This is a genomic window from Halorubrum tropicale (assembly GCF_001280455.1).
GTDB classification, from domain to species: Archaea; Halobacteriota; Halobacteria; order Halobacteriales; family Haloferacaceae; genus Halorubrum; species Halorubrum tropicale.
On the sequence record NZ_LIST01000005.1, the window covers coordinates 188826 to 211446 of the forward strand.

Here is a 22621-nt window from a genome sequence, read left to right on the forward strand (position 1 = left end):
GAAAGCTTTGAAGCCTTCGAAGACAATGATACAACACTGTCAGCGAGTAGAATTGACTTCATCCCACGCGTTAAGATGCGGGTATACAGTTGAACCATATATCACCGAAGTGTTTCGCCTGTGTGTGCCGGTCTGCTCAACAGAGATACACCAACGTCTCCAAGTCAACTTTGGCGGTGGATTGGAGTGGATACTGGTGTTCAGTCAGGCCGGTGGAGAAGTAATCAGACACCGGGTTAGCTCAAAACTAATAATCAGAGGTCAGTAGAAGACTCGGTAGCGGTTCACGGACGCTGTTAGGTACAGATAAAAAGAATTCTGACATATTTTGCGAGCAGGTGAGGATAGCCTGTTCACAGCAGAAAGTGGATCTACTCACCATGGCTCCGCCCCGAAGGTGGTTCCGCTGGTCTCTCAATTCCCGTCAGTGGGAGGGTTATTATTACTATTATCAGTCGAACTCGTGGCCCCATCATGGCCGCGACGTCTTGTGATTAGCCCCCTCATTAGCCCCCTGATACCCCTCATTCACGATCTGGCCCACTCATCTGTCCCGCTCATTCACAAAATTCGCTCGAGAGCGGCGACGTCTGAGACAACAAACACACCAATCGACTCGTTGAGCGCCGATCGGAGACGACTAAATACATACAACTAATCAGACATATCGGCGGCAACGCCTCTGGGTTGTGGAGGAGACACTATCTATCATGTAGGGGCTACATCACCCGCTGCGTGGAGGAGACACTACCCGTCGCATGGATGTTCCACCACTCACCACGTGGAGGCCACACCATCCGCCACGTGGAGGAGACGCTACCCGCCACGTGGAGGTCACACCATCTGCCGCGTGGAGGAGACGCTACCCGTCGCATGGATGGTCCACCACCCGCCACGCAGAGGCCACACCATCGCCACGTGGAGACTACACTACCCGCCACGTAGAAGCCACATCCCCGCTACGTAGAAGTCACACTCCCCGTCGCATGGATGGTCCACCACCTGCCACGTAGAAGGTACACTATCCGTCGCAAAGACGGGCCACTCTCAGCACAGGAAATCACACTACCCTTGTGCGGGTTCAGATGGGTACCGCCACGTCCGTTTTTGCAGGTCGTCACTATGGATGCTTGAGAGTGTTCCAGGGAACGCAGACTTCAGACTCACAGAAAAATTACCGTGGATTGGCTCCTCGGTTTGGTGACGAAGCCATGAGATAAACGCGGTTTCGACATCAGCGTAGGTGAGCGAGCGATCGGGATCTGCAACGGTGTACGTCGCAAAAAATTCGGTCGCGGCCACCCGATCGCGAGTCGTGAGCCGGGGAGCATCCCACTCGGCGTTAGGCTGGTATTCAGAGACGGTGTCGCCGTCGTGTAAAAGAACCGTAGCGAACGCAAGCCCGTCTACAAGCCACGATGGCACAGCTGGCGGGTAGACAAACTCGAACTCTTCGAAACACGATTCATTCGTTTTGTAGATTCGCTGGGCGCCATCGGACGGCTTTGTGACAGTGAAGAGCCCATCACGATGAGAGACCTGCGGGAACCCGGCCGTGATCGTCTCGAAGGTCTCGTCGGGGCTTGCGCGGGCACTGACTGTCCCGCCCTGATGGTATTCCAAGTCGCCTGTGGGCGTGAGTATCCACTCGCTCGTTGCTGGGAGTCGATGGACTGGCGCGTCAAGCGTCTTCGGTAGTCGCATCGATTTGGTGTACAGTCGCGTCTTCCCGTCGTCGGTCCGGATGAACGGGCGTTGGAGACAGTTCCGTGCCCGAGACGCAACGTCAGTTGTGTCTGTGAACACGGTGAGCCGATCAATTGTGGATGACTGATGGATGTCTGTGGCGACCGCAACCAAGTCGCCACGGATGAACGCTGGGTCCGTCAGGATGACACAGTGGTGTGTCTGGTTTGGGTACGCCGCCGTGAACTCCTCGAACGGACTAGCGTAGTCGTCGGTGACGTTCGCGCCCTGTTCGCGGGCCCACTTGAGGGCGGTTTGACCGAACGACGATTCAATCTCGAGTTCCCCAGCAGTCGGACTGGGATCCGATGGCGGCGGCGAGGCTGCCGGTGGCTTTGGCTCTCGCAATGTGTACTGCGGGGTGATTCGTGGTGGTGCGCGACCAAAGTGTTTCCACGGCGAGACATGGTACGTGTGGGCTCGCAGTCCACAGAACGCTGGCAAGAGTTCGACATCGAGGCGAACCCATGGAAGCACCCTATGTTGGGCGTACGTCGGTGTGAGTGGGGCCGCAGGTGGGTCATCAGAGAACAACGCGGTATACTCTGTTGGGGTCAGTGAGAGGTCGCGAGCAGACGCAAGTGTTGGGACCTTCACAACCGCGCCGTGTTCGCGTGTCACCATCGGAACGGGTGGCCCAGACAAGCGGGTTTCTGTGTGCTGTTGCCAGCCGTGATCGAAGATGAACGCACGGTTTGTCGTGAGATTGAATGCCTCAAAGGGGGCAGCTATATCGGGCGCATGCTGGTGATAGTGGGCATCACCGGCAGCCGTGTGGGTAACCACCGTAGGTGAGAAATCTGCGACGCGGAGGCTCACTTCAACGGACTCACCCTTGAATCGACTGACGATGAGTTGGATCGCATGTGGGCGCATACTGGTCGCAATCTTGAGGAGTTGTTCGAATGGGGTTGGCGTCGATATCTGCGCGCGCGTGACTGGGTGATCGCGTGTTGTGAGCAGTCGGTGGACGGGCACAGGGGTGACACCGAGCGGTGCTGGATCAACTTCGACCATCGTGATGCCGACCTCAAGTGGGAGTTGGTCGTTGGCAATACTGGCAAGTTTCTCGGTACGCTTTCTGGAGTGTGTGGTCGATCGCGACCGAAGCAGGTACCGCTCACGGTGGTGTCCAGACACCGCGAGCAACGTGACCGCGGTGAACCCCTCGTCGAAAAGCGCCCGATAGATCACCCGCGCGAGGAGTCGTGAGACGGGCGTGTCATGGTAGTCAGTTGGTGACTTGCTGGTGGTGACGAACTCAACAGCAGTCCACGGCGAAGCGGGATGGCTCCCCGTTGTAATATGTTTCATTCCGCCTCGTCGGTGTCAATCTCGACGTCGGCCACCGACGTCTCTGTGAGCGTTTCAGTAAGGTCGGTGAGTCCTTCTTCAACGCCCGGGCGATGCGGCGTGTCGATCTCCGGAGGGATGACCCAGTCGTATCCTGGGTAGTGCGGATTGCGGTTGTTGGTGCCGCCTTTCTTTGCGTCTTTGATTTCCTCGGGGAGTGCTTGGACGATGATCGATCCCGGTGGCGTGTCGTGGGCTGAGGCGGCGGTGTAGTAGTGTTGCGCCCACGTTTGGAGTGCTCCCGACGAGATGCGCGCGTCATCGCGTTCACAGATGAGTTGATCCGTGAACCTTTCGAGACAGCCACGGTGTCGCTTCATTTTGCCGGCGCTGTCAGGCGTATCCCAGTCCGGGGGATCAGAGTAGACGTCAATGCCACCTTCTCCGGTGCGGTACGCAACCGTTGCGAAATGAAGGTAGTTCCCACAGATTGGAATGTGTGGGAGTGGAATCTTTGTCCATTCTGCGGTGAACGTCTCTTGTTCGTTGTACGTCTCAATGACCGCTCCGTCTGCATCCTCAACGCGGTGAACGCCGTCGACCTCCTGATAGAAATGGGTGTCCCACGAGAACTCACCGACATCGCCGCCGGGTGTGCCGCCTGCGATACGCTCGCCGTTGACGCGAGCGACAATCCGGTCGCGACCAAACAGCTCCCAGGTGGTTGTGGTACTGCCTTTCACCACCGGAATGCGGTCGTCGGGACACCGCACTGGCTTTGTGCGGTTGTACAGCCGAACACCGCCATCATCTCGGTCGGAGAGGTTGTCGTTGTACGGCTGACTGAGATGGGTATATCCTAGTCGTGCGCTTTTGAATGAATCATACACGAAGATAACGTGCCGGCCCATGGCGTAGGCGCGGTCAGCGTTGACGAGTGTGGTCGTCGCTTTTGTTTTGTTGTGGAGTTCGGCCTCAACAGAGACGTATGAGGCGTCGACAGTCAGCGGGATCGTACTAATCTCACCGGTCTCTGTGTGGAGTTCGATATCCGGCAGCGACTTGCTGTTCTGGGTGATTTCGTAAATCTCATCGCCGCCTTCGGTGAAGATGTCAATAATCGACTGGACGTGTCCGTGGTGTTCAATGCTGCCGGTGTTTGCGAGCGTCTCGTCGGGGACGTGCATGAGCTCATCATTGTCGCCATAGTTTGGCGCCGTTGAGCCGTATGTGTTGAGTATCTCTTCTGTGTAGAATTTGGGCGGTTCACGCCCTGGAACGACCCCCCACGGGTTGGTCTTCCAGCGTAATCGAACCAGGCCAGTGAGTTGTGCTACGAACGGTCCCGTAATATCGAATCGAGCATAGCGGTTGAGTTCTTTTTTGAGCAGTGTGTCCCACGTTGCGTTCGCAGACAGCATATGCCAGTAATCGGCTTTGCCAAGCACGATCTCTTTCACTTGGTCCGCTTCACGCCGTGCCTGCGATCTTGATTTGCGCGATGTTACCATTTCATCAGTGTAACTTGCGCTGCCGAACGATTCACCGTTGATTTTCTCGGTGTACTCGGTTTCCCAGTACCGGTCAGTGAGTCCCCGGAAGTTGGAGGTGAGGTTGTACGCGCCGAACGTCGTCGCCAGATCAAATGGGTGGCCGCGTTCAGCGATCTTAACGAAGTCCTCTCGACCGGTAAAGACGAACTGAGGTGGATACGTCGCAAGTCGAACGGCGGCAGTGTACTGGCCATCTTGTTTCGGTTTAAGAAGTGTTTGATAGACGAATGCTACTGAGTGCTCACGTAGTGTGTTAAACGTCGTCGCGAGCACGTCGACACCGCTCGTGCCAACGGGATTGACCACGTGATCTTTACGGAGATGAAGCCGAGACACGTTGACTGGGGTGGTACCGAGTGGAGACAGATCGAGAGACCCACGTTCAACGGTACATTCCTCAGGAACGTATTTTTGAATCGCCTTGGTGAGTTTGTTGGCGCCCGCCTCATGGGTCCTGTCGACAAAGTCGCCGACCGTGCTCTGGTTGGTACTTCGGGCGTCATTCCGTTTTGGCTCGATGCTCAAGATGAGTTCTAAGCCAACCGGACCAGGGTACTGGAGTACTTCGAACTGATTGATTCCACCGGCGGTTTCCTTCCGGACTTTTTCGATGACTTGGGTGATACACCCGCGGATGTAGTCCGGAAGGGTTTCGAATTCGTCTTCGATGATGGGGAGTCGAATCCGAAAGGCCGAGCGTCGTTGGGGCTTGTCTTTAGGTGGTTCGAACCGAGCGCGTGTGCTGGGCCTGAACTTCTCGTCTGGCAGGGTGTCTGGGGTAGAAGAGTCTTCCTGGTCGTTTTCAGCGCGGTCGTCGTCAGTTTGTGGGGATTCTGGGGTGGCGGCCATTTAGCGGGGACACAGGAGGGCGTCGTTGCTCAGGGCGGCGGTTCGAGATGTGGAGTGTGGGTGTTGTCGTGTGTAGTTCACAGTGAGTCTGTGTTGGGTAGTCAGCGAAGTCGGTGCGATTGGTGTGTTTGTGTCGAATGAAGAATGTGAATTAATTGTTGCTCTCAAAATATCGGGGGTGAGAAACAGGGTGGTGGTTGGGTGATAAGGGTAGAGATTCTGAGGGATGTATCGGTGACAACTCGAAGTTGAGCCCACAGAGAAAGCGGTCTGGTCCAGTCAGAACAAGCATCGCTGATTTTGGTAGGAACATTAACTGTGTTGTAGTCACAACTCAACTGTATGTCAACAGCGGTCAAGATGGATGAAGACGCGAAATCAAAGCTCGAAGAACTCCAGGCAGAGATCCGGCTCAAAACGGGGAAGAAGGTCACTCAGCAGGAAATTCTCTCCACTCTCATTCAATCGGCAGTCGACTCCCGCGCGGAGTTCGTCGATTCGTTCCGAGACGGAACAACAGCCCTGAACGAAACGGAACTCGAGGAGTTCAACCAAGGGACGATTGCCTCCGGTGTGGAAACGACGGAAGACGACATCGACGACATCCTCTACGGATGAGCGTCTTCGTCGACACCGGCGTCTTCTACGCGCATCACGACGCCGACGCTAGCCGACACACGGAGGGTACTGAGGCGTTGAACACCGTCCTTTCGTCCGCAGAATACGGTCACGTGATGACGAGCGACTACGTCTACGACGAAACAGTCACGCTGACGCAGCGGCGGACAGGGGACATCGACGCCGGGCTTGAGGTGGGACGGCGCATTCGCGGTGCGGGATACCCCTCGGCCATCGAACTACTCCACTCATCTCCGACGCTCTTCGATCGTGCCGTGTCCGTCCACCAGACGTACGCCGACCACGAGCTCAGTTTCACCGACGCGATGACCGTCGCGATGGTCGAATATCACGAGATAGACGGGGTGTTGAGTTTCGACGACGACTTCGACGGGATCGTTTCCCGACTCGTTCCGGACACACTCACGTTTCAGTGAAACCGGATAGTTGTGGTCGCGGGTGCTTAAGCAGCGGAGGAATTTCCGCATAGTGGACACCCCCTGACCTAGATCAGCCGCATCGAGTCGCCCGAATCGTCACCGATGATGTCTTCTAATCTGTGAACCGCGATCGTGTCCGTGTATCCTTGCGCCCGGACGGCGTTCTCGATACCCTTCTTGGCAGGCTTATCGTCTGTGAGGACGATAACACCCGCCGTTGAACGGTCTCTGACGTGCTGGATCGCCAACCCGGCGAGAATCGCATCCGTTTTTTCGACCTCGTGTTCGGGCTGATCGGTTTCGTTCGCAATAGTTCGTTTGGCGATATCACTCGCGGCGACAGCGTCGCCATCCGTCGGTGAGGGAGCATCAATAATCGTTGCCCACCCCTCGTCGAGCGCCGTTCGGACGCGGTCCGTTTCTGGTCCTCCAAGTTCACCGATCACGCGCCTAGGGAGTTTACGGAGAATCGAGGAGAAAGCCTCGCGCTTTAGCGCGGGGATGAATCCGACACTACACTTCACACTCCACCGTTCGATGGTACGGCTGGATATTCCACGCTGAGCAAATACACACCTTCAAGTAAGTAGATCTACATAGGTTACATATGGCGAAACAGGTCGTTACCCGCACCTATACTGCTTCCATACGGAACCAGCCGCGGGTGCAAGACGACCTTGATTCGCTCGGGTTCGCCGCCTCGAAACTCTGGAACGTCGGACGGTGGACATGTGGCCGGATCTGGGACGAAATCGATCACATCCCGAACCACAACGAACTCACCACGTACCTCAAAACCCACGAACGCTATGCTGACCTGCATTCGCAGTCAAGTCAGCGAGTCCTTCAAGAACTCGCCGAGGCGTTTAACGGCTGGTACGGCAAACGACGTAACGGAGACACACGAGCGAACCCGCCCGGCTACCGTAAACACGGCGACGAACACCCGCGTTCCACAGTCACGTTCAAAGCCGCTGGCTTCAAACTCGACACCCAGTACAACCGCGTTCGACTCTCAAAGGGGTCGAACCTCAAGGAGTATTGGTCGGACTTCATCCTGTGTAAGTACCAGACTCGCCCCGRCRTYGATCTCTCGACTGTCGAGAACGTCCAACAGGTTCGGGCAGTTTGGACAGGTGAGAAATGGGAACTGCACTTCGTCTGTAAGGTTGAACTAGAGGTGGCTGAAGCCCCCGGTGAGAAGGCGGTGGGCGTTGATCTCGGGATCAACAACTTYGCCGCGCTTGCCTATGAAGACGGCCACAGCGAGCTGTATCCGCTGAACTGTCTGAAGCAGGACGACTACTACTTCAGCAAGCGGATTGCCCGGTGTGACGACTCGAACTCTGAGCAGGCCACCCGGCTGAACCASAAGAAGTCGGCTCGTCGCACTCACTATTTCCATACGCTYTCGAAAYACATTGTTGAACGGTGTGTTGAGGAAGGCGTTGGAACGATCGTAGTGGGAGATCTCTCGGGAATCCGCGAAGAGGATGACTCTGACGAGTCGAAAAACTGGGGCAAACACGGCAACCTCGACTTACACTCGTGGGCGTTTGACCGTTTCACAGACCTTCTCGAATACAAGGCGGAGATGGAAGGTATCACCATCGAGGAAGTCTCCGAGGAGGACACGTCGAAGTCGTGTTCTTGCTGTGGTCGCAAGCGTGACGCGAACCGAGTTGAACGTGGATTGTATGTGTGCGATGAGTGTGGGACGGTAGCGAACGCGGATGTGAACGGGGCAGAGAATATCCGACAGAAAGTATCTCCAAGTCCCGCCACGGATGGCGGTGATAGGAGTAACGGCTGGTTGGCACAGCCATCGACGTTCCTGTTTGACAAGGAAACTGGTGCGTTTGCCCCTCAAGAACAGGCAACGTCGTAAACCACAATATCCCAACCCAGCGGTGCCGTGGGAATCCTCGCGCTTCAGCGCGGGGAGGATGTCAACAGAGAATGGTGTGTCGGAACCCATTTGACCGACTCACCTATCGAGATCCGACGAACGGGTCGGGGCATCAGATACATCATCAAGCTCGGGGAGATCCATTTCATCATCCACATCCGGGAACAGATACTCAAAGAACGGATCGTGGTCTCGGCCAACGGCCAGTGCCGGTTTGAGTGCGTAGATGATCATCATTGCTTCCGTTTCGCGAACGTCGATATCAGCGGCGACCATCCGCTGAGTTGTCTTGCCCGCGAAATGGAGTCCAGCACCCCGCAAAGCTGCGATGAGCTTCCCAATACCGTAGCGGTCGATGAAGTATGCGACGTCCTCGTCGACCTCTTGGAGCGCGAGGGCGTGGAGGACGGTTGGTGTGATGACGATTGGGGCGTACTGCTCGACGATGACGATCGGCTCGGCGGTCAGTTGCTGGGGGCGCGTCGAGTCATCACGGTCGACGAGGCCGAGGTCGACCAGCCGATCGACGTACTCGTAGGTCGTCGATTTCGAGATATCGAGTGCCTCCATGATCTCTGGCGGGGCAACCGGCCCCCAGTAACACACGTAGACGTAGACGCGGGCCAGTGCTGGGTTGTTGAGCAGCTGAACGACCGTCTCGAGTCGCGGAGCGTTCTGGGCCAGCGTCTCTGGCTTGAGCGCCTCTTCGTCCATCACGTCTCTCGGTGGCGGGTCCAACGCGTCGATCCCACCATCCAGACGAACACGGTTGTGATCAGCGGTCATACTCGTTAGTCCGAAGTCTGTGTACTTCAGACTATCGCCGCAAACAACTGTCACAATGCCCGTGACCACGTCCATGCGGGACCAGAGGCCCCAATTTCCGGCGACGATACGACACACCCGACCGACTGGCGTGACATCCTCTCGACGGTGCGTTCGGAGATCGAAGCCCGCCAACGTGGCTTCTGGATCGGATAGTCCCGTTGATGCGGTTAGGTGACTGGCGTGTGGCGTCTTGCGTATGGACGCAGTCATCCTCGCCGCAGGCCGAGGGAGTCAACTCGGCGAGCTGACAGCAGAGCGACCGAAGCGGTTCGTCGACGTGGCGGGGCGACAGCTCCTCGTGCACGTCTTTGAGACGGCAGTCGAGGCTGGGGCCGACGAGCTGATCGTAATCGTCGGGTACGAGGCGGGCTGGATCGTCGACCAGTTCGGCGACACCTTCGAGGGCGTTCCTATTATGTACGTCCACCAGCGCGAGCGGTTGGGGCCCGGGCACGCCGTGCTTCAGGCGGAACCACACGTCGACGGGACGTTCCTGCTCGTGAACGGCGACAACGTCTTCGGGGGGAGCGTCGCGCCCGCGGTTACAGCTGTTGAGGAGGCGGATGCCGTGCTCGGGGTCGAGGAGGTGTCGCCCGAGGTGGCGACGACGACCGGCGTGATCGAGACGGACGAGCGGGGACGTGTGACTGGGGTCGTTGAGAAGCCGGCTGAGCCGTCGTCGACGCTCGTCACGACCGGGTGTTACGTGTTGCCCGAGGACATCTTCCATGCGTGTGCGCTCCTTCGGCCGTCAGCCGAGGGTGAGTACCAGTTGAGCGAGGCCGTGGGGTTGTTGGTGCGGGCGGGGTACGAGGCCGCGACGGTCCGGCTCGGCGAGCGCGTGAATGTGAACACATCGGAGGACGTGGAGCGGGTGAGCGAGTTACTGCGCGGGGCGTGGTGAACCTCGGGAGTTCGGAGGATATCCCCATTCGGGAGCCGAGGCGGAACCACTCAGTTCGTCCGTTCGTCGTGAGCATGTTCTCGCATATCTGAGAGCCGTCCAAAGAAATAATAGATAACACTCCCTACGACTAGATATGACTGAACGAGGCCTCGCGTCATGGAGTGACGGGCAGACCGCCCGTGAGCGGGTCAGAGCGATCGCCACGACCCTCACGCAGCCGCGGTCCGTCGACTGGGTTCGCGACGAGGCGCAGGTGTCCTCGTGGCAGACAGCCAAAGACGAACTAGAGATGCTCGCCGAGTTCGGGCAGGTACAGATCGTCGACGGGGACGACGGGAGTCCCAGGTACGCGCCGAACTACCAGCAGCGGTATTTCACCGAACTCACCGAGTTAATCAACGACCACACCCGCGAGGAACTCCGCGAGGAGATCGCGACCCTCCAAGCACAGATCGACGACTGGAAGACGGCGTTCGACGTCGAGGTACGCGACGAACTCGAAGCGACGCTCACCGACGACGCGCTTTCGAGCGACGAGATCCGGGAGCGAAATCGGATACTCCGTCGCTGGGAACACACTGAGGACAACAAACGACTTCTCAGGCACGCGCTCGAACTCTACGACGACGCTCGTGAACTTTATACCGGACAGGGAGACTCAGCGAACGCCTCAAATCCGCTCTCACAGTAGTCGCGATGATCTTTCTTGCAGATCGTGTCAACCTCGACAAGCGGACGCTTCTCACGCGGATCCACACCCAGCTACAGACACAGACCGGTGCGGACGCACCGGTTGAACACGTCCGGTATTATCCCTCGAAGGCGAACAAACTCGAGGTTCGAGCGACGATTCACCCGGAGCGATTTTTCGACGCGTCGTATCCCGCCAGCACGGTCCAACTCCACGTGTCGTTTGACTTTCCGACCGAGTTCGCGTACGACTTCTATCGGATCCAATGGGTCGACTCCGACCGGGAGCTCATGTTGGGATGGCACCAGGATGACACGCATATGAACCTCGGCGAGTGTCGCTTTCAGCTTGATTACCGTGGTGACACCATCCACCGAACGGAGGCGGTGTTTCTCGACCGGCATCCACGGAACGTGTTCGACCACCGAATTGCCCAGCTCGTGGACGTCGTCGATGCGCTCACGTGGACCGACGGTCGACCTGCGATCCCAGACGTGACCGGTGAGTAGGTCGCTCTCACGCGGTCTCGCTCTGAGAAAGTATATTTCTGCTTCCGAAGGTATATATCTGTTTAGGTCGTCTTCCAGAGTATGTCAGGGGACTCTACGTGGGACCCGGCGTCGTCGGACGGGCGTGAGGAGACGCGACAACAGTGGAAACGCGACCGAACCACGTTTCAGCGGGTGTACGACGTCATAACCGGGGTCACGGAGTATACGGGAGCGAGCGGTATTGCCGATCGTGCAGACTGCTCCACTGACGGGGCGCGAGACGCGCTCACCCAACTGGCCGAGATGGGAGTCGTCGACCACCGTGAGGGCCGTCCGGCGGAGTATCGACGCAACGAGTCGTATTTTCAGTGGAAGCGCGTCGAACGGCTGGCCGACGAACACACCCATGCGGAGCTCCGGGAGCACCTGGATCAGCTCCTCGAAGAGGACGCTGACTTCCAGCGGTCGTTCAGTGTTCCCTCCCCCGATTCCGTCGACATCGCTCGGATCGAGGACGGGGAGCACGCAGCGGTCCACGATCGACTCGAATCGCTGTCTCGGTGGCGAACGGTCCGGCACGATATCGAACTGCTCCAGCGGGCTGTCTCGCGGGCGGCCGACCGGCAACGTGACGGTGGCGACCTCGGCGCGTCCGCGTGACCCGGAAGGACATGTCGGACGATACATCTCCCGATGACGGACCCGCCGGTGGTCGACTCGATCGGACGACGATGCGAACGCTCGGCCGACGGGCGGCGACACATCCGCTCGTCGAGTCGTGGACGTTCGAACCCGACGCGATCTCGCCGCGCTCGCTCGCGATATCACTCGATTCGAGTGCGTATCCCGACGCGGTCGACGCCGCACGGATCGATATCCACTGGTTCGTGACGAACGACTACTACGTTCACTACGTCGAGACGCGTGGCACGGCTCGCTACCAGTGTCGGTGGGATCGCCATCCGAAGACAGACGCACCCAGAGCACACGTTCATCCACCCCCGGACGCTGGCGACGCGGAACCGTCACCGCTCGGCTCCCACCACCTCGACGTGTTGTTCACGGTTCTCGACCACGTCACCGAACGCGTCGAGACGCTCCACGGCGACGCGGGTCACTCCGCGTGAACTCCCTCGGGGCGTAACTCCGAGACACTCAGCCTGCTCCGCCCGTCGATCGAGGAGGAAGTCGGCCCGAGACTCGTCACGTACGTCCCGAAAGCGATCGTGAACCGACAGCAGATCGGGAGCCCTGGGCGTGATCCGGGCGGACGAGACGGGAGGCGTGACGAGGATCGTCGAGAAGCCGGCAGAACCGTCATCGACGTTCGTGGCGACCGGGTGGTACATCCTGCCGGCGGATGTCTTTCACGCGTGTGCGCTGCTCCGGCTGTCGGCCGAGGGCGAGTACCAGCTGAGCGAGGCCGTGGGGTTGTTGATGCGGGCGGGCTACAAGGTCGAGACTGTGCGGCTCGGCGAGCGAGTGAACGTGAACACATCGGAGGACGTGGAGCGGGCGAGCGAGTTGGTGCGTGAGGAGAGCGGGACGGGTTCCTGATACTCCACCATGTCGAGTGCTTTTTTCACTGGGCAGTAGTCGACCCCTACACCCCACCGTGTCGAGTGTTCTCGGAGACGACCAACCACAGGTCTCTCATCACACCCCACTGCGTCAACTGTTCGAGACGGGTGGCGCTCGCGTTCGAGCAGGAGGTTACGACGCGTATCTGCGAGCGTAGTCGCCGCATCGGGGTATGCCGGAAGCTTCTGAGTTCCACGGTGTGTGAGCCCGCCACGCGCTCGTACCGCGTCTTGATCGTCTTCGAACGGGCCGGCGTCGCGCCTCGTTCTTCGAGGTACGCGAACGTTTCGAGCAGCAGTTGGGCGTGCTGGATCTGGTCGCAAATCCGGTTGCGTAACCGACCGTGCTGGACGAGGTCCTGGGCCTCGACGATGTTCGAGTCGTCAACGCCGTCGTCGCTGCGCTCCTTCACCACCTCGCCGCCGACTCTGAACATGAAGTAAGCAGCGAGTCGGTGGGCCGAGCGCTCGACACCCCACCGTGTCGAGTGTTCTCGATGAGAATTGAGGGTATGTCTCAGAACGCACCCCACTGTGTCGAGTGTTCGACGTGGGTAACTGAGCATCTCCGTGTCCCACCCCACTGTGTCGAGTGTTCCGTTCGGTTGTTATCTATGAGGGCTGACCGAGTGACACTCCACTGCGTCAAGTGCTAACCGGTAGACTTAGATTATCTATATTTTCACACGACACACTTGACACAGTGGTTTTATCAGTGCGGACTGAGTCAAACGTGACAGAGGATGGCGACGTTCACACGAGACACAGAGATCTTCCGCAACGAGGACATGCTCCGCGAGGATTACCAACCGGATTCGATTACCGCTCGCGAGGACGAAATTTCGACGTACACGGCCGCGCTTCAGCCGATCGTTAACGGCGCACAACCCCGGAATATCTTCTTGTACGGTAAAACGGGCGTCGGGAAGACAGCAGTGTCCCGCTATCTATTGAAGCAGCTACAACGAGATACAGAGCAGTACGACGACGTCGAACTCTCGGTCTGCTGGCTCAACTGTACGAACCTCTCGTCGTCCTACCAAGTCGCAGTTAATCTCGTGAACCAACTGCGACCAGTAGACGATCAGATCAGCACGACCGGGTACCCCCAACAGCGCGTGTTCGACATTCTGTACGAGGAGTTAGATCAGATCGGCGGGACGGTGCTCCTGGTCCTCGACGAAATTGATCACATCGGCAGCGACGACGAAATCCTGTATGAGATCCCGCGAGCCCGCTCAAATGGCTACCTCTCCGAGGCAAAACCCGGTGTGATCGGCATCAGCAACGATTTCGGCTTCCGCGACGACCTTTCTCCGAAGGTGAAAGACACCCTCTGTGAGGAGGAGATCCACTTCTCGCCGTACAACGCTCCGGAGCTGCGCGCCATCCTCGAAGAGCGAGTGGCCGGTGCGATGTACGACGACGCGGTAGACGACGCCGTGATCGCGCTGTGTGCCGCTATCGCGGCGCAGGACACGGGAAGTGCCCGGCAGGCGTTGGATATCTTGTATAAATCCGGTGAGATTGCGCGGACGAACAGCGAGAAGCGACTAACAGAGGAGCATGTCCATCAGGCTCGCGAGAAACTCGAGCAGAGTCAGGTCGAACACGGGATGCGCGAGCTGACGAAACACGGGCATCTCGCGCTCGTGGCCATGCTACAGCTCGCGTTCGAGCAGGAGACTCCGGCGCGGATCCGCGACGTGTACCCGCTGTATCGACGTATCGCAGAGCGTTCGAACGTCGACCCCCTCGTCCGTCGTCGTATGCACGACCACCTCGCGGATCTGGCGATGCTCGGCATCCTTGATCGGCAGATGAAAAACGAGGGGCGGGCGGGCGGACACTACTACCAGTACGAGTTCGACGTCGACCTCGATATTGTCGGCGATGTCGTTCGGGATTTTGATAGAGTTACGAGCGCATACCCCCGTCTTTAGGCGGGGGTCAAGCGGACAATAGCGTCACCTCCACCGACGACACTACGGCTGGATTTCCCACCGGTTCACCACCAGTATTAACACATCTTGATCGATAGTATGTAACGCAGATGAAGACCACACGGCACGCGACTTACAACCTCAACTACCACATAGTGTGGTTGCCGAAGTACCGCAACTCGGTACTCAAAGGCGAGGTCGCTGACCGTGTGCGAACCATCTTCCACGAAATAGCCGACGACAAAGGCGTCGAAATTCTTGACCTCACCGTACAGCCCGACCACGTTCACCTGTTTGTCAGTAGTCCGCCTAAGAACGAACCGGCACTCCTCGCCAACTGGTTCAAAGGCATCTCCTCGCGCAAGTACAACCACCGATACGCCGACCACGACGGAGAGAAAATTGGATGGGCGCGAGGATATTACGCAGGAACCGCTGGACACGTTTCGAGTGAGACTGTTGAGAACTACATCCAGCGTCACGAGGTGGATGAGTCGTGACCGAACTCACGAAGACGCTGGAACTCAAACTGGTAGAGCCGAACGCTCACAAGCGGCGGAAACTCCGAGAGACGCGAGAGGCGTACCAGCACGCCCTCCAAGACGCCTTCAACCAGAACTGTACCACACAGACCGAAGCGAACGACGTGGTGGTCACCTACAATCTGAGCGGATACGCGAAGAACGCACTCAAACAGTACGTCCCGCAACCCACGACGACCTACAACGCGGGCGACCTACACGACGACCACCCTGTGCGCTTCACTAATGAGGGGCTCCGACTCGACCACAAACCCGAGAACGCTATTGAGTGGTATGTCAAAATCCCGCACCACGAGGACTATCACCTCTGGATGCCAGCACAGCCGAACCCCGAACAGCGGGACTGGCTCGAAGCGTTGAACGCTGGTGACGCAGAAATGGGCGAGAGTCGGCTATTCGAGCGGAACGGAACGTGGTATCTCCACGTCACCGCCACCCGCGATGTCGAGGAGCCTTCCGAGGTGTCTGCCGAAGAACGGACGCCTATCGGAGTGGACATCGGGGAAGCGTCACTCGTCACGGTGTGTCACCGCGACGATTACGGTTCTCCGACCGCGCCCGAACTGTGGGCCGACGAAGGAAAGACCGTTCGTCGGCTCCGCAAGACCTACTTCACCGCCAAGCGTCGTCTCCAGACGCGTGGAAGCGAGCGTATCGCGGAGTCATTCGGTGACGACCTGTGGAACCAGATAGACGATGTGTTCCACCGCGTCACCCGCGACGTCGTGGAGTACGCAGAGTCCGTCGAGAATCCCGTTCTCGTTCTGGAAGACCTGACGTACATACGGGAGTCGATGGACTACGGCGTGTATATGAACCGGCGTCTCCACGGATGGGGATTCGCCAAGCTCCACGCGCAGATACGGTACAAGGCCGTCGAGAAGGGAATCCCCGTCGAGACGGTGAATCCGCGTAACACGTCGAGGGAGTGCCACGCGTGCGGTGAGGTAGGATACCGCCCGCGACAGGCGACGTTTAGGTGTACGAACGACGCTTGCTGGATGGGCGAGTACCAAGCGGACGTGAACGGCGCGATAAATATCGCAGATCGCTACCTCAGTGGAGAGAGCCATTCAAGAGAACACACGGATGGCGATGACTCGGCTGAGGATGGGGGGCGTTTGACCGCCCCACAAGACACCCAAGCCGATGCTGAAACCCAGCAAGAGACGCTTGGAACGTATGCGTCTTGAAACCGTAGGGCCACGACAGGCCTGAAATCCAGTGGTGGGATTCCCGCGTCTTTAGGCGCGGGAGGAGGTCAATCTATTGCGCTCCCGAAGGGCGTGACAGCGCGGATCGGGTGAGTTCGATCGGATTCATTCGGGTGGCTCTGGCTGGAGTCGTACGAACACTGGATATGGTAGGATCTCAGCATCCCGTTCTGTCTCGGGGAGAACACTTGACACGGTGGGGTGGGAGTGGCGATGAACGCGGAGGGGCAAAGAAATTGTAACCGTTGTGCTACTGGCAGAACAAAGACGTCGAGCAATTCGGGCCTTGGTGGTGAGATGATGGACTTTGCGGTCTGTTCACTTTGTTGGAACTCACTTGGTATGAGGTGTGTCTGCGAACCTGAATTCTGGTCGGGGTATCGTTCCAACTGAACTGGGTACGTTGACCGCGTTGTACCGTTTCGGCAGGTGTCACTCGGTCCGACGTGTGTGAAGACGGTTTGACCGGGGTTTCACCTCTCGATTTTACTTGGTGTACGGTGTGTCCCTCGTACTGCCCGCCCAGAGAACCCGACGTTGTCAGTACGAGTTCAATGTCGGCCTCGGCATCGTTGACGCCCTCGTTCGGGACTTCGACGACATCGCGCTTTCGACAGTCGTGGCAGCACGGATCGGATGAGTTCGATCGGTTTCGTTCGGGTGGCCCTCGCCAGCGTCGTATGAACACTCGACACGGTGGGGTCACACCGGAGGCTGTCCTGCCCTCTCTCAGAAAGAACACTCGACACGGTGGGGTGGGGGTGGTGAATGCGACGGGGCACAGTCAATATTCAGTGGGAGGTTCCATTCTCGAGAACGGCAACGACATCGGACAGATCGAAGAGGCGGAGGTCATCACGCTCGTCTGCGGCTTCCTCGACGGAGGGGTTGAACCCGGAGCGGCTGAACAGAGCGAATTCGTACGTCGGCTCACCACCCACCGTGGGTGTCCAGTCGACATGCTCCACGTCATCTTCGAGGTCCGAAAGCACGTCATACCCGAGAGGAGTACTCGTGAACTTCGCTTCGCCAGCGATCAGCGTCGACTCGTCAGTCGGCGCGACAACGTCTATCTCTCGGCTCTTGTACCACCACTGGGTCGGCACTCGCGTGAGCTGGTAGTCCGAATAGAGTGCCGGCACCGCTTGCTGACAGAGCGATTTGAACGTTTCGCTGACGAAGTCGGGTAGTTCCGGTTCGATGAGATCCGCGTAGCCGTTCTCGCCGTAGAGTTCGTACTGCCCCTCGCGGCCGTAGAGATATCGGAAGTAAAACCGGAAAACGGGGTCTCGAATCCGGTATCGCGTCCGCTTGCTGCGTGCCGGATCGGAAAGTGCCGGATGGTGTTTCTCGATGATCCGGAGCGTTTCCAGCCGGTCGAAGTAGTACGACGTGTTGGTGCTTGCGATGCCGGCTCCCTGGGCGATCTCGTTTCGACGGCGATTTCCGCTGGCCATCGACTCGAGCACGGAAAAATACGTGTGTACTTCGTTGAGTTCTATCTGAAGGACAGTTTCGGGCTCGTCGTGGAGCGGGCCATCCGGATCGTACAACAGCCGTGTGATGTTCTCTCCGAGGCTCCGTGACGGATCGAGCGGACTGAGATAGCGGGGCGTGCCGCCGAAGACGCCATAGACGAACACCCGTTCTTCGGGATCGTACGTCGGGACGAACTCGTGGATGGCGGAAAACGGCAGCTGGGTGAGTTCAAGGCGGCCGTTTGGCGTCTGAGAGACCCGGCCGTAGAGTGGCGTACCGCCATCGAGGACGTGGGTATGAATCATGCCGATCGCAGAGCCCGTGAGTACGAGCGTCGCCCGGCTCTCATCGACAGCGGTATCCCACAAATGTTGTATGATCGATGGGACCCCCTCGTTAGACTCGATAAGGTACGGGAATTCGTCGATGACGATGACGGCGTCTCGCCTAGTGAGGTGTTTTAGCAGTGGTTCCCACTCTTCTTTGATTTCTGTGATTTCTGGATAGGTCGTCGCTGCAGCCTCAACGAACCGCCTGCGCTGTGTGGTCGCTGTTCCTTGGATGGCCTGATAGTATACGGCATCGTCGCGGTCGGCGATCGATCGGCGGACGAGTTCGCTCTTGCCGATCTGCCGACGTCCGTAGATAACTGCGAGTTCCGCGGCATCGCTCTCATAGAGGGTCTGTAGTCGATCGAGTTCATCGGCCCGATTGACGAACTGATCCATGCCCCTACTCGGGGCGGGAGTCACATATGTGTGCCGAAGTTAGAAATTAGACTATAATACGTGAAGCTATAATAGTTTGAGTTCTAAAACTGAACAGGAGTTAGAGTGGTGTGAGGGTGAACCACCCTACTCTACTGGCAGCCACCTCGCCGAATCGTTCCTCAAAGATGGCTACGACGTGACAGTCCTCGACAAGTTCACCCTTCTACGCTGAGGGTATCAAACGCTACAGGCTCAACGTCGTAGGGTGGGTCCTCCTCGCGCACGTCTTCGAGACGGACAAGGCGAGGCGCTTGACAAATATCGTCGAGAAGCCCGAGCCGTCGTCGACGTTGGTCATGATCGGGTGGTATTGTTGATTGAGACCCTTCGTGACGGTCTCATGTGAACGCAGGAGTCGGTGGACGCGATAGATTCCCTGCTTACGCCCACAGCCGGAAGACCCGACGCTGCCAGTAATCGGCTACAAGCCCTCGCGAACGAACGCGGAGCGCGCTGCTTCGACTGTCGAACGAACCAGTCGGTCAGGTATGAAGCGGCTAAAATCGTCGTGACCAGACTCTCGTTGTCGAGTGTGTCGAGTGCCGGCCGAAGATACAGATGCGTATCGACGCCGGTTTCGAGTTTCTCGCGTACGACCGGAACGGCACAAGTTCCGAAGAGCCCTGTGACGACAATAACGTCACAAGATGCCGGTGACCAGGTCCTCGGGGCCTTCCCTGCGTCTCCTCGCGGTACGGGTTCGCCGCTCCCTCTATCTGTGCCCACGATCGGACCACCTCAGAACGTCTTCCAGTCGACGACGCGGAGGTCGTCGATCCGGTCGAAGTGATCGACGTTCGCGGTCAACACCGGGAGGTCCCGTGTTCGGGCAGTCGCGGCGATATACACGTCGTGGAGATCATCGAGCGGCCGACCGGCTTGTCGCAGCGTCGCGATGATCGTCGCGGCCGTCGTCGCGACCGGTCGCGATATCGGAAGCACGTCGAACCGCGAGAGGAGGCGATCGAGGTCGTCGATCGCCTGTTGATGTCGGTCCGTTCCTCGTTCGTACTGGAGGTCAACTCCGAGCCGGAGTTCGGTCACCGTCACGATGCTGATCGCGTGTCGGCCCGCTTCGTCAAGAGCAGCTACTTTCCCGTCGACCCCGCCGCGGTCGATATCGACGAGGACGGACGTGTCACAGATCTTCATCGGTGACTCGATCCATCGTTCCCTCGCTCAACCGCTCGATCTCATCAGTGACCTTGTCGGGCGTTTCGGCGTCGAAGATGCCTTGACCGGTGACATCCGAGATCTCACCGCCGCCGTCGAGTTTGTCGGCGATCACCTCGCTGAAACTCCGGTCGCCCTTCTCGCGTTTCAGTCGACGGTACACGTCGTCGCTAATCGCGATGTTCTTGCTCATACGTTACGTATAGGTACCCATACGTAAATCGATAGCGGCGCGGAAGACGTCGCCGAACGGCTCACCGTGACGACGATCTCCTCGTCCACCGGCTAGATTGCTCCTGTCGCGGGAACTCACTCGGTGGGAGGTGTGCCTGCGAGCCTAGAGTCTGGTTGGGGTATCGTTCTAACCGGAGCGGGTCATGTTGACTGCGTTTTACTGTTTCGGCAGGTGTCACTCGGCACGACGTGTGTGACGACGATTTTATCGGGGTTTCATCTCTCCGTTTCACTCGGCATACGGTGTGTCCCTCCTACTGCCCGCCCGGAGGGGCCGACGTTGTCAGTACGAGTTCGACGTCGACCTCGGTATCGTTGGGGACGTGGTTCGAGACTCCGGCACTATCGCGCTTCAAAAAAGCGTGGCGACACGGTTCACGTGACCGGGGGATTCGGTCGGGGTCCGTTCAGATAGTCCCCGGAGCATCTCGTTCGAACACTCAACACGGTGGAGCCTCAGCAGAATGCGTTCCACCCTGCCCCGGGGAGAACACTTGAGATGGTGGGGTGGGAGTGGTGATGAGCCCGAGGGGGCCGCAATCGACCTTCAGTCGTGTATTCGCCGAATCGTCTGAAGCGTATGACCGAGATTCGTGACGCACTCGACTTAGATCGGGACGATTCCCCAGACTACAACATGATCTACAAATCGTTCGATCGCCTGAAAAATATAAGAAATCTATTATATTAACTAGGCAACTAGGTGTGACCAATTTAAAGAAATCTGAGTGAGAATTATGAGGTATACACATATGATGCGATTAGGCGCTATTTTAACAGTTACAATTGTCTATACGTATGTTCGCAACACCGATTTAATCCAGCTCAAATCAAAACCCGTTCGCTCCTCAAATCGCTCAAATAAAACAATATCACTTTGACTAACACTACGGGTCAAGACGAGAGAAATAGCTTGGACACAGGAAATACCAATACCAATACCAAGTAACATGACGAAAGATATGTTCTCTCCATGAACAAACTGTCTTACTCCAAGCGCAAATAGAAATGTCGGCACCAGCGGCTTGATACTGTCCATAGAGAATGGATGGCTCTCAACAGCTAGATAGATACCGACGAGTTCAATTCCGTTGTAGACTGCGTAGCCAATAGCGGTTCCAAGCGCGGCACCGACGATACCATACCGTGGAATAAGAAATATATTACAAAATATATTAACGACAACCGCGACGACTACAGAGTACAGTTCGATTCTGGGTCGATCAATCGCCTTCGTCATATCGCCATTTAGACCCACAATCGTACGAACGAACAATCCCCCTGTCAATACTGCGAGCGCAGGCGCAGCAGCAGTATACTCTGTCCCAAAGAACGAAGTAATAATGCTTGGAGCAAATAGCGTGAATACAAGCACAAAAGGAAACGTTGTGATCACTATCCACTTTGTCGTTACCGTGTAAAGACGGTCCAAATCATTAAGATTTCCGTCATCAAAGAATTCTGTTGCGAGCGGCAAAAAGAGAAAAGTGAACGCTACAAGGACGAAAGTTGTTACTTGACGAAGTGGTTGGATTGCCCGATACAGACCAACAGATCGCGGCTGTAAAAAGTAACTTATCATTAGAACGTCAATATTTGAGAGTAAAAGAAAAAATGAGGCACCAACCGCAAGGGGCCACGAAAACATTAATAGATCACGTGTGGTCTTAAGATTGGGCAAACGAAAAACAACATGTGATATGGAGAGTTCTTGTGAGAGATAATACCCGGAAAGAATGGCCATGATCAGAGGAACACTTACCCAGTAGACGATGGCGCCAAAGTACGCCTGACCCACGTACGCAAGCGCACCGAAAATCAAAATACCGCCAATACGAGGGCCTAAATCACGGGTTACAACTGCGGCGCCCGAGCGCTTATAAGATCGAAGAGCACCAAATGACACTCGCGCAATAGAATAGGCTATTATATAAGGAAAAAACAACACTATGAGCCTTGGCAATTGATCGTTATTTAAATAAATAGAAAGCTGAAATCTGAACACGTACAAAATAATCATTAGTACGAAACTCCCGCCTAATGTGAGTAGATACCCACTTCTAAGGACACGATGCTGATACTGCTGTGTGCGTTCTGAGGATAGCAGCCGCGTTACACCCTCGTGAATTCCTAAAAGCCCAAGTCCTCCAGATGTTGATATGACGGTATACGCCAGCGCAATGTGTCCAAATGAGGTTGGATCAAGCGACCTGACGATGAATATTTGACCCAGTAACCCAAGAGCACGTCCGGCCACTGTACCAAAAAAAACGATTACCGCGCTCTTAGCCAAGCCACCAAGGGCATCATCAATTGAACTCATGTACTATCAAATACTGGTGCTCAGGAGTAGCATAATCG

Annotated in this window: 22 protein-coding genes and 1 pseudogene; 14 read left to right on the forward strand and 9 right to left on the reverse strand. The window is 57.2% G+C overall.

What is annotated here, in order from left to right; translation table 11 throughout:
- Positions 1–1065: 1065 nt before the first annotated feature.
- Both AMR74_RS18600 and AMR74_RS18605 read right to left on the reverse strand, forming a co-directional pair.
- Positions 1066–3060 carry a hypothetical protein gene (locus AMR74_RS18600; protein WP_139043007.1) on the reverse strand — a complete coding sequence of 665 codons (1995 nt, stop codon included), beginning with the start codon at positions 3058–3060 and terminating at the stop codon, positions 1066–1068.
- Positions 3057–5441 (reverse strand): hypothetical protein, encoded by a 2385-nt coding sequence (locus AMR74_RS18605; RefSeq protein ID WP_139043008.1) that lies wholly within the window; start codon positions 5439–5441, stop codon positions 3057–3059. Before AMR74_RS18605 ends, AMR74_RS18600 begins: the two co-directional genes overlap by 4 nt.
- Before the next feature lie 342 nt (positions 5442–5783).
- Here AMR74_RS18605 and AMR74_RS13225 point away from each other — a divergent pair, with 342 nt between their 5' ends.
- Both AMR74_RS13225 and AMR74_RS13230 read left to right on the forward strand, forming a co-directional pair.
- Entirely contained in the window at positions 5784–6059 is a 276-nt protein-coding gene (locus AMR74_RS13225) for a hypothetical protein (protein ID WP_053772527.1), read from the forward strand.
- On the forward strand, positions 6056–6496 hold the full coding sequence (locus tag AMR74_RS13230; protein WP_053772528.1) for a type II toxin-antitoxin system VapC family toxin: 441 nt from the start codon (positions 6056–6058) through the stop codon (positions 6494–6496). The genes AMR74_RS13225 and AMR74_RS13230 overlap by 4 nt, the downstream gene beginning before the upstream one ends.
- 68 nt (positions 6497–6564) lie before the next feature.
- Here AMR74_RS13230 and AMR74_RS13235 read toward each other — a convergent pair whose 3' ends face one another.
- Positions 6565–7023: a hypothetical protein gene (locus tag AMR74_RS13235; RefSeq protein WP_240471170.1), complete on the reverse strand. Its 459-nt coding sequence runs from the start codon at positions 7021–7023 to the stop codon at positions 6565–6567.
- An 83-nt stretch (positions 7024–7106) separates the two neighbouring features.
- Between AMR74_RS13235 and AMR74_RS13240 the strand changes: the two genes are divergently transcribed.
- Positions 7107–8387, forward strand: a complete 1281-nt coding sequence (locus AMR74_RS13240) for an RNA-guided endonuclease InsQ/TnpB family protein (RefSeq protein WP_053772530.1) — start codon at positions 7107–7109, stop codon at positions 8385–8387.
- Positions 8388–8486: 99 nt separating this feature from the next.
- Here the strand turns inward: AMR74_RS13240 and AMR74_RS13245 are convergent, their stop codons facing one another.
- Positions 8487–9194 (reverse strand): DUF7437 domain-containing protein, encoded by a 708-nt coding sequence (locus AMR74_RS13245; RefSeq protein ID WP_053772566.1) that lies wholly within the window; start codon positions 9192–9194, stop codon positions 8487–8489.
- Positions 9195–9432: 238 nt separating this feature from the next.
- Between AMR74_RS13245 and AMR74_RS13250 the strand changes: the two genes are divergently transcribed.
- From AMR74_RS13250 to AMR74_RS13275, 6 genes are all read left to right on the forward strand, one after another.
- The gene (locus tag AMR74_RS13250) at positions 9433–10140 is read left to right on the forward strand and encodes a sugar phosphate nucleotidyltransferase (protein ID WP_053772531.1); all 708 of its coding nucleotides are present in this window, start codon (positions 9433–9435) and stop codon (positions 10138–10140) included.
- Positions 10141–10276: 136 nt separating this feature from the next.
- Positions 10277–10834 (forward strand): DUF7342 family protein, encoded by a 558-nt coding sequence (locus AMR74_RS13255; protein WP_053772532.1) that lies wholly within the window; start codon positions 10277–10279, stop codon positions 10832–10834.
- 5 nt (positions 10835–10839) lie between these two features.
- A complete protein-coding gene (locus tag AMR74_RS13260; RefSeq protein ID WP_053772533.1) occupies positions 10840–11343 on the forward strand; it encodes a hypothetical protein in 504 nt (167 codons plus the stop codon).
- An 81-nt stretch (positions 11344–11424) separates the two neighbouring features.
- Positions 11425–11985 carry a DUF7342 family protein gene (locus AMR74_RS13265; RefSeq protein WP_053772534.1) on the forward strand — a complete coding sequence of 187 codons (561 nt, stop codon included), beginning with the start codon at positions 11425–11427 and terminating at the stop codon, positions 11983–11985.
- Between the two features lie 71 nt (positions 11986–12056).
- Positions 12057–12452, forward strand: a complete 396-nt coding sequence (locus AMR74_RS13270) for a hypothetical protein (RefSeq protein ID WP_240471171.1) — start codon at positions 12057–12059, stop codon at positions 12450–12452.
- A gap of 130 nt (positions 12453–12582) precedes the next feature.
- Positions 12583–12882, forward strand: a complete 300-nt coding sequence (locus AMR74_RS13275) for a sugar phosphate nucleotidyltransferase (RefSeq protein ID WP_077152324.1) — start codon at positions 12583–12585, stop codon at positions 12880–12882.
- Between the two features lie 46 nt (positions 12883–12928).
- Here AMR74_RS13275 and AMR74_RS19410 read toward each other — a convergent pair whose 3' ends face one another.
- The gene (locus tag AMR74_RS19410; RefSeq protein WP_053772535.1) at positions 12929–13342 is read right to left on the reverse strand and encodes a hypothetical protein; all 414 of its coding nucleotides are present in this window, start codon (positions 13340–13342) and stop codon (positions 12929–12931) included.
- Positions 13343–13648: 306 nt separating this feature from the next.
- Here AMR74_RS19410 and AMR74_RS13285 point away from each other — a divergent pair, with 306 nt between their 5' ends.
- The 4 genes from AMR74_RS13285 (at position 13649) to AMR74_RS19200 (ending at position 17244) form a co-directional block, all read left to right on the forward strand.
- Positions 13649–14848 (forward strand): orc1/cdc6 family replication initiation protein, encoded by a 1200-nt coding sequence (locus tag AMR74_RS13285; protein WP_053772536.1) that lies wholly within the window; start codon positions 13649–13651, stop codon positions 14846–14848.
- 110 nt (positions 14849–14958) lie between these two features.
- On the forward strand, positions 14959–15348 hold the full coding sequence (gene tnpA / locus AMR74_RS13290) for an IS200/IS605 family transposase (RefSeq protein WP_053772537.1): 390 nt from the start codon (positions 14959–14961) through the stop codon (positions 15346–15348).
- On the forward strand, positions 15345–16583 hold the full coding sequence (locus AMR74_RS13295) for an RNA-guided endonuclease InsQ/TnpB family protein (protein ID WP_053772538.1): 1239 nt from the start codon (positions 15345–15347) through the stop codon (positions 16581–16583). The genes tnpA and AMR74_RS13295 overlap by 4 nt, the downstream gene beginning before the upstream one ends.
- A gap of 523 nt (positions 16584–17106) precedes the next feature.
- Positions 17107–17244 carry a hypothetical protein gene (locus tag AMR74_RS19200; protein ID WP_158293564.1) on the forward strand — a complete coding sequence of 46 codons (138 nt, stop codon included), beginning with the start codon at positions 17107–17109 and terminating at the stop codon, positions 17242–17244.
- Positions 17245–17395: 151 nt separating this feature from the next.
- Here the strand turns inward: AMR74_RS19200 and AMR74_RS13300 are convergent, their stop codons facing one another.
- The 3 genes from AMR74_RS13300 to AMR74_RS13310 all read right to left on the reverse strand — a co-directional run bounded on the left by AMR74_RS13300 (position 17396) and on the right by AMR74_RS13310 (position 20219).
- Complete coding sequence (locus tag AMR74_RS13300) at positions 17396–18811, reverse strand: ATP-binding protein (protein ID WP_053772539.1); 1416 nt, start codon at positions 18809–18811, stop codon at positions 17396–17398.
- 780 nt (positions 18812–19591) lie between these two features.
- The gene (locus tag AMR74_RS13305; protein ID WP_053772540.1) at positions 19592–20005 is read right to left on the reverse strand and encodes a type II toxin-antitoxin system VapC family toxin; all 414 of its coding nucleotides are present in this window, start codon (positions 20003–20005) and stop codon (positions 19592–19594) included.
- Positions 19992–20219 (reverse strand): antitoxin VapB family protein, encoded by a 228-nt coding sequence (locus tag AMR74_RS13310; RefSeq protein ID WP_053772541.1) that lies wholly within the window; start codon positions 20217–20219, stop codon positions 19992–19994. The genes AMR74_RS13305 and AMR74_RS13310 overlap by 14 nt, the downstream gene beginning before the upstream one ends.
- Positions 20220–20819: 600 nt before the next feature.
- Between AMR74_RS13310 and AMR74_RS18610 the strand changes: the two are divergent.
- A pseudogene (locus AMR74_RS18610) lies at positions 20820–20927 on the forward strand (IS5/IS1182 family transposase); the annotation flags it as partial.
- Between the two features lie 123 nt (positions 20928–21050).
- Here AMR74_RS18610 and AMR74_RS17420 read toward each other — a convergent pair.
- Positions 21051–22583, reverse strand: a complete 1533-nt coding sequence (locus AMR74_RS17420) for a flippase (protein WP_077152325.1) — start codon at positions 22581–22583, stop codon at positions 21051–21053.
- Positions 22584–22621 lie beyond the last annotated feature (38 nt).

What these genes read in the sequence shown, in the direction of transcription:
- AMR74_RS13270 (WP_240471171.1), top strand. Translation starts at nt 12,057, where the DNA reads ATGCGAACGCTCGGCCGACGGGCGGCGACACATCCGCTCGTCGAGTCG.
- AMR74_RS13245 (WP_053772566.1), bottom strand. Translation starts at nt 9,194, where the DNA reads ATGACCGCTGATCACAACCGTGTTCGTCTGGATGGTGGGATCGACGCG.
- AMR74_RS13225 (WP_053772527.1), top strand. Translation starts at nt 5,784, where the DNA reads ATGTCAACAGCGGTCAAGATGGATGAAGACGCGAAATCAAAGCTCGAA.
- AMR74_RS13300 (WP_053772539.1), bottom strand. Translation starts at nt 18,811, where the DNA reads ATGGATCAGTTCGTCAATCGGGCCGATGAACTCGATCGACTACAGACC.
- AMR74_RS13285 (WP_053772536.1), top strand. Translation starts at nt 13,649, where the DNA reads ATGGCGACGTTCACACGAGACACAGAGATCTTCCGCAACGAGGACATG.
- AMR74_RS13255 (WP_053772532.1), top strand. Translation starts at nt 10,277, where the DNA reads ATGACTGAACGAGGCCTCGCGTCATGGAGTGACGGGCAGACCGCCCGT.
- AMR74_RS13260 (WP_053772533.1), top strand. Translation starts at nt 10,840, where the DNA reads ATGATCTTTCTTGCAGATCGTGTCAACCTCGACAAGCGGACGCTTCTC.
- AMR74_RS13310 (WP_053772541.1), bottom strand. Translation starts at nt 20,219, where the DNA reads ATGAGCAAGAACATCGCGATTAGCGACGACGTGTACCGTCGACTGAAA.
- AMR74_RS13230 (WP_053772528.1), top strand. Translation starts at nt 6,056, where the DNA reads ATGAGCGTCTTCGTCGACACCGGCGTCTTCTACGCGCATCACGACGCC.
- AMR74_RS18600 (WP_139043007.1), bottom strand. Translation starts at nt 3,060, where the DNA reads ATGAAACATATTACAACGGGGAGCCATCCCGCTTCGCCGTGGACTGCT.
- AMR74_RS13250 (WP_053772531.1), top strand. Translation starts at nt 9,433, where the DNA reads ATGGACGCAGTCATCCTCGCCGCAGGCCGAGGGAGTCAACTCGGCGAG.
- tnpA (WP_053772537.1), top strand. Translation starts at nt 14,959, where the DNA reads ATGAAGACCACACGGCACGCGACTTACAACCTCAACTACCACATAGTG.
- AMR74_RS13305 (WP_053772540.1), bottom strand. Translation starts at nt 20,005, where the DNA reads ATGAAGATCTGTGACACGTCCGTCCTCGTCGATATCGACCGCGGCGGG.
- AMR74_RS18605 (WP_139043008.1), bottom strand. Translation starts at nt 5,441, where the DNA reads ATGGCCGCCACCCCAGAATCCCCACAAACTGACGACGACCGCGCTGAA.
- AMR74_RS17420 (WP_077152325.1), bottom strand. Translation starts at nt 22,583, where the DNA reads ATGAGTTCAATTGATGATGCCCTTGGTGGCTTGGCTAAGAGCGCGGTA.
- AMR74_RS13265 (WP_053772534.1), top strand. Translation starts at nt 11,425, where the DNA reads ATGTCAGGGGACTCTACGTGGGACCCGGCGTCGTCGGACGGGCGTGAG.
- AMR74_RS19410 (WP_053772535.1), bottom strand. Translation starts at nt 13,342, where the DNA reads ATGTTCAGAGTCGGCGGCGAGGTGGTGAAGGAGCGCAGCGACGACGGC.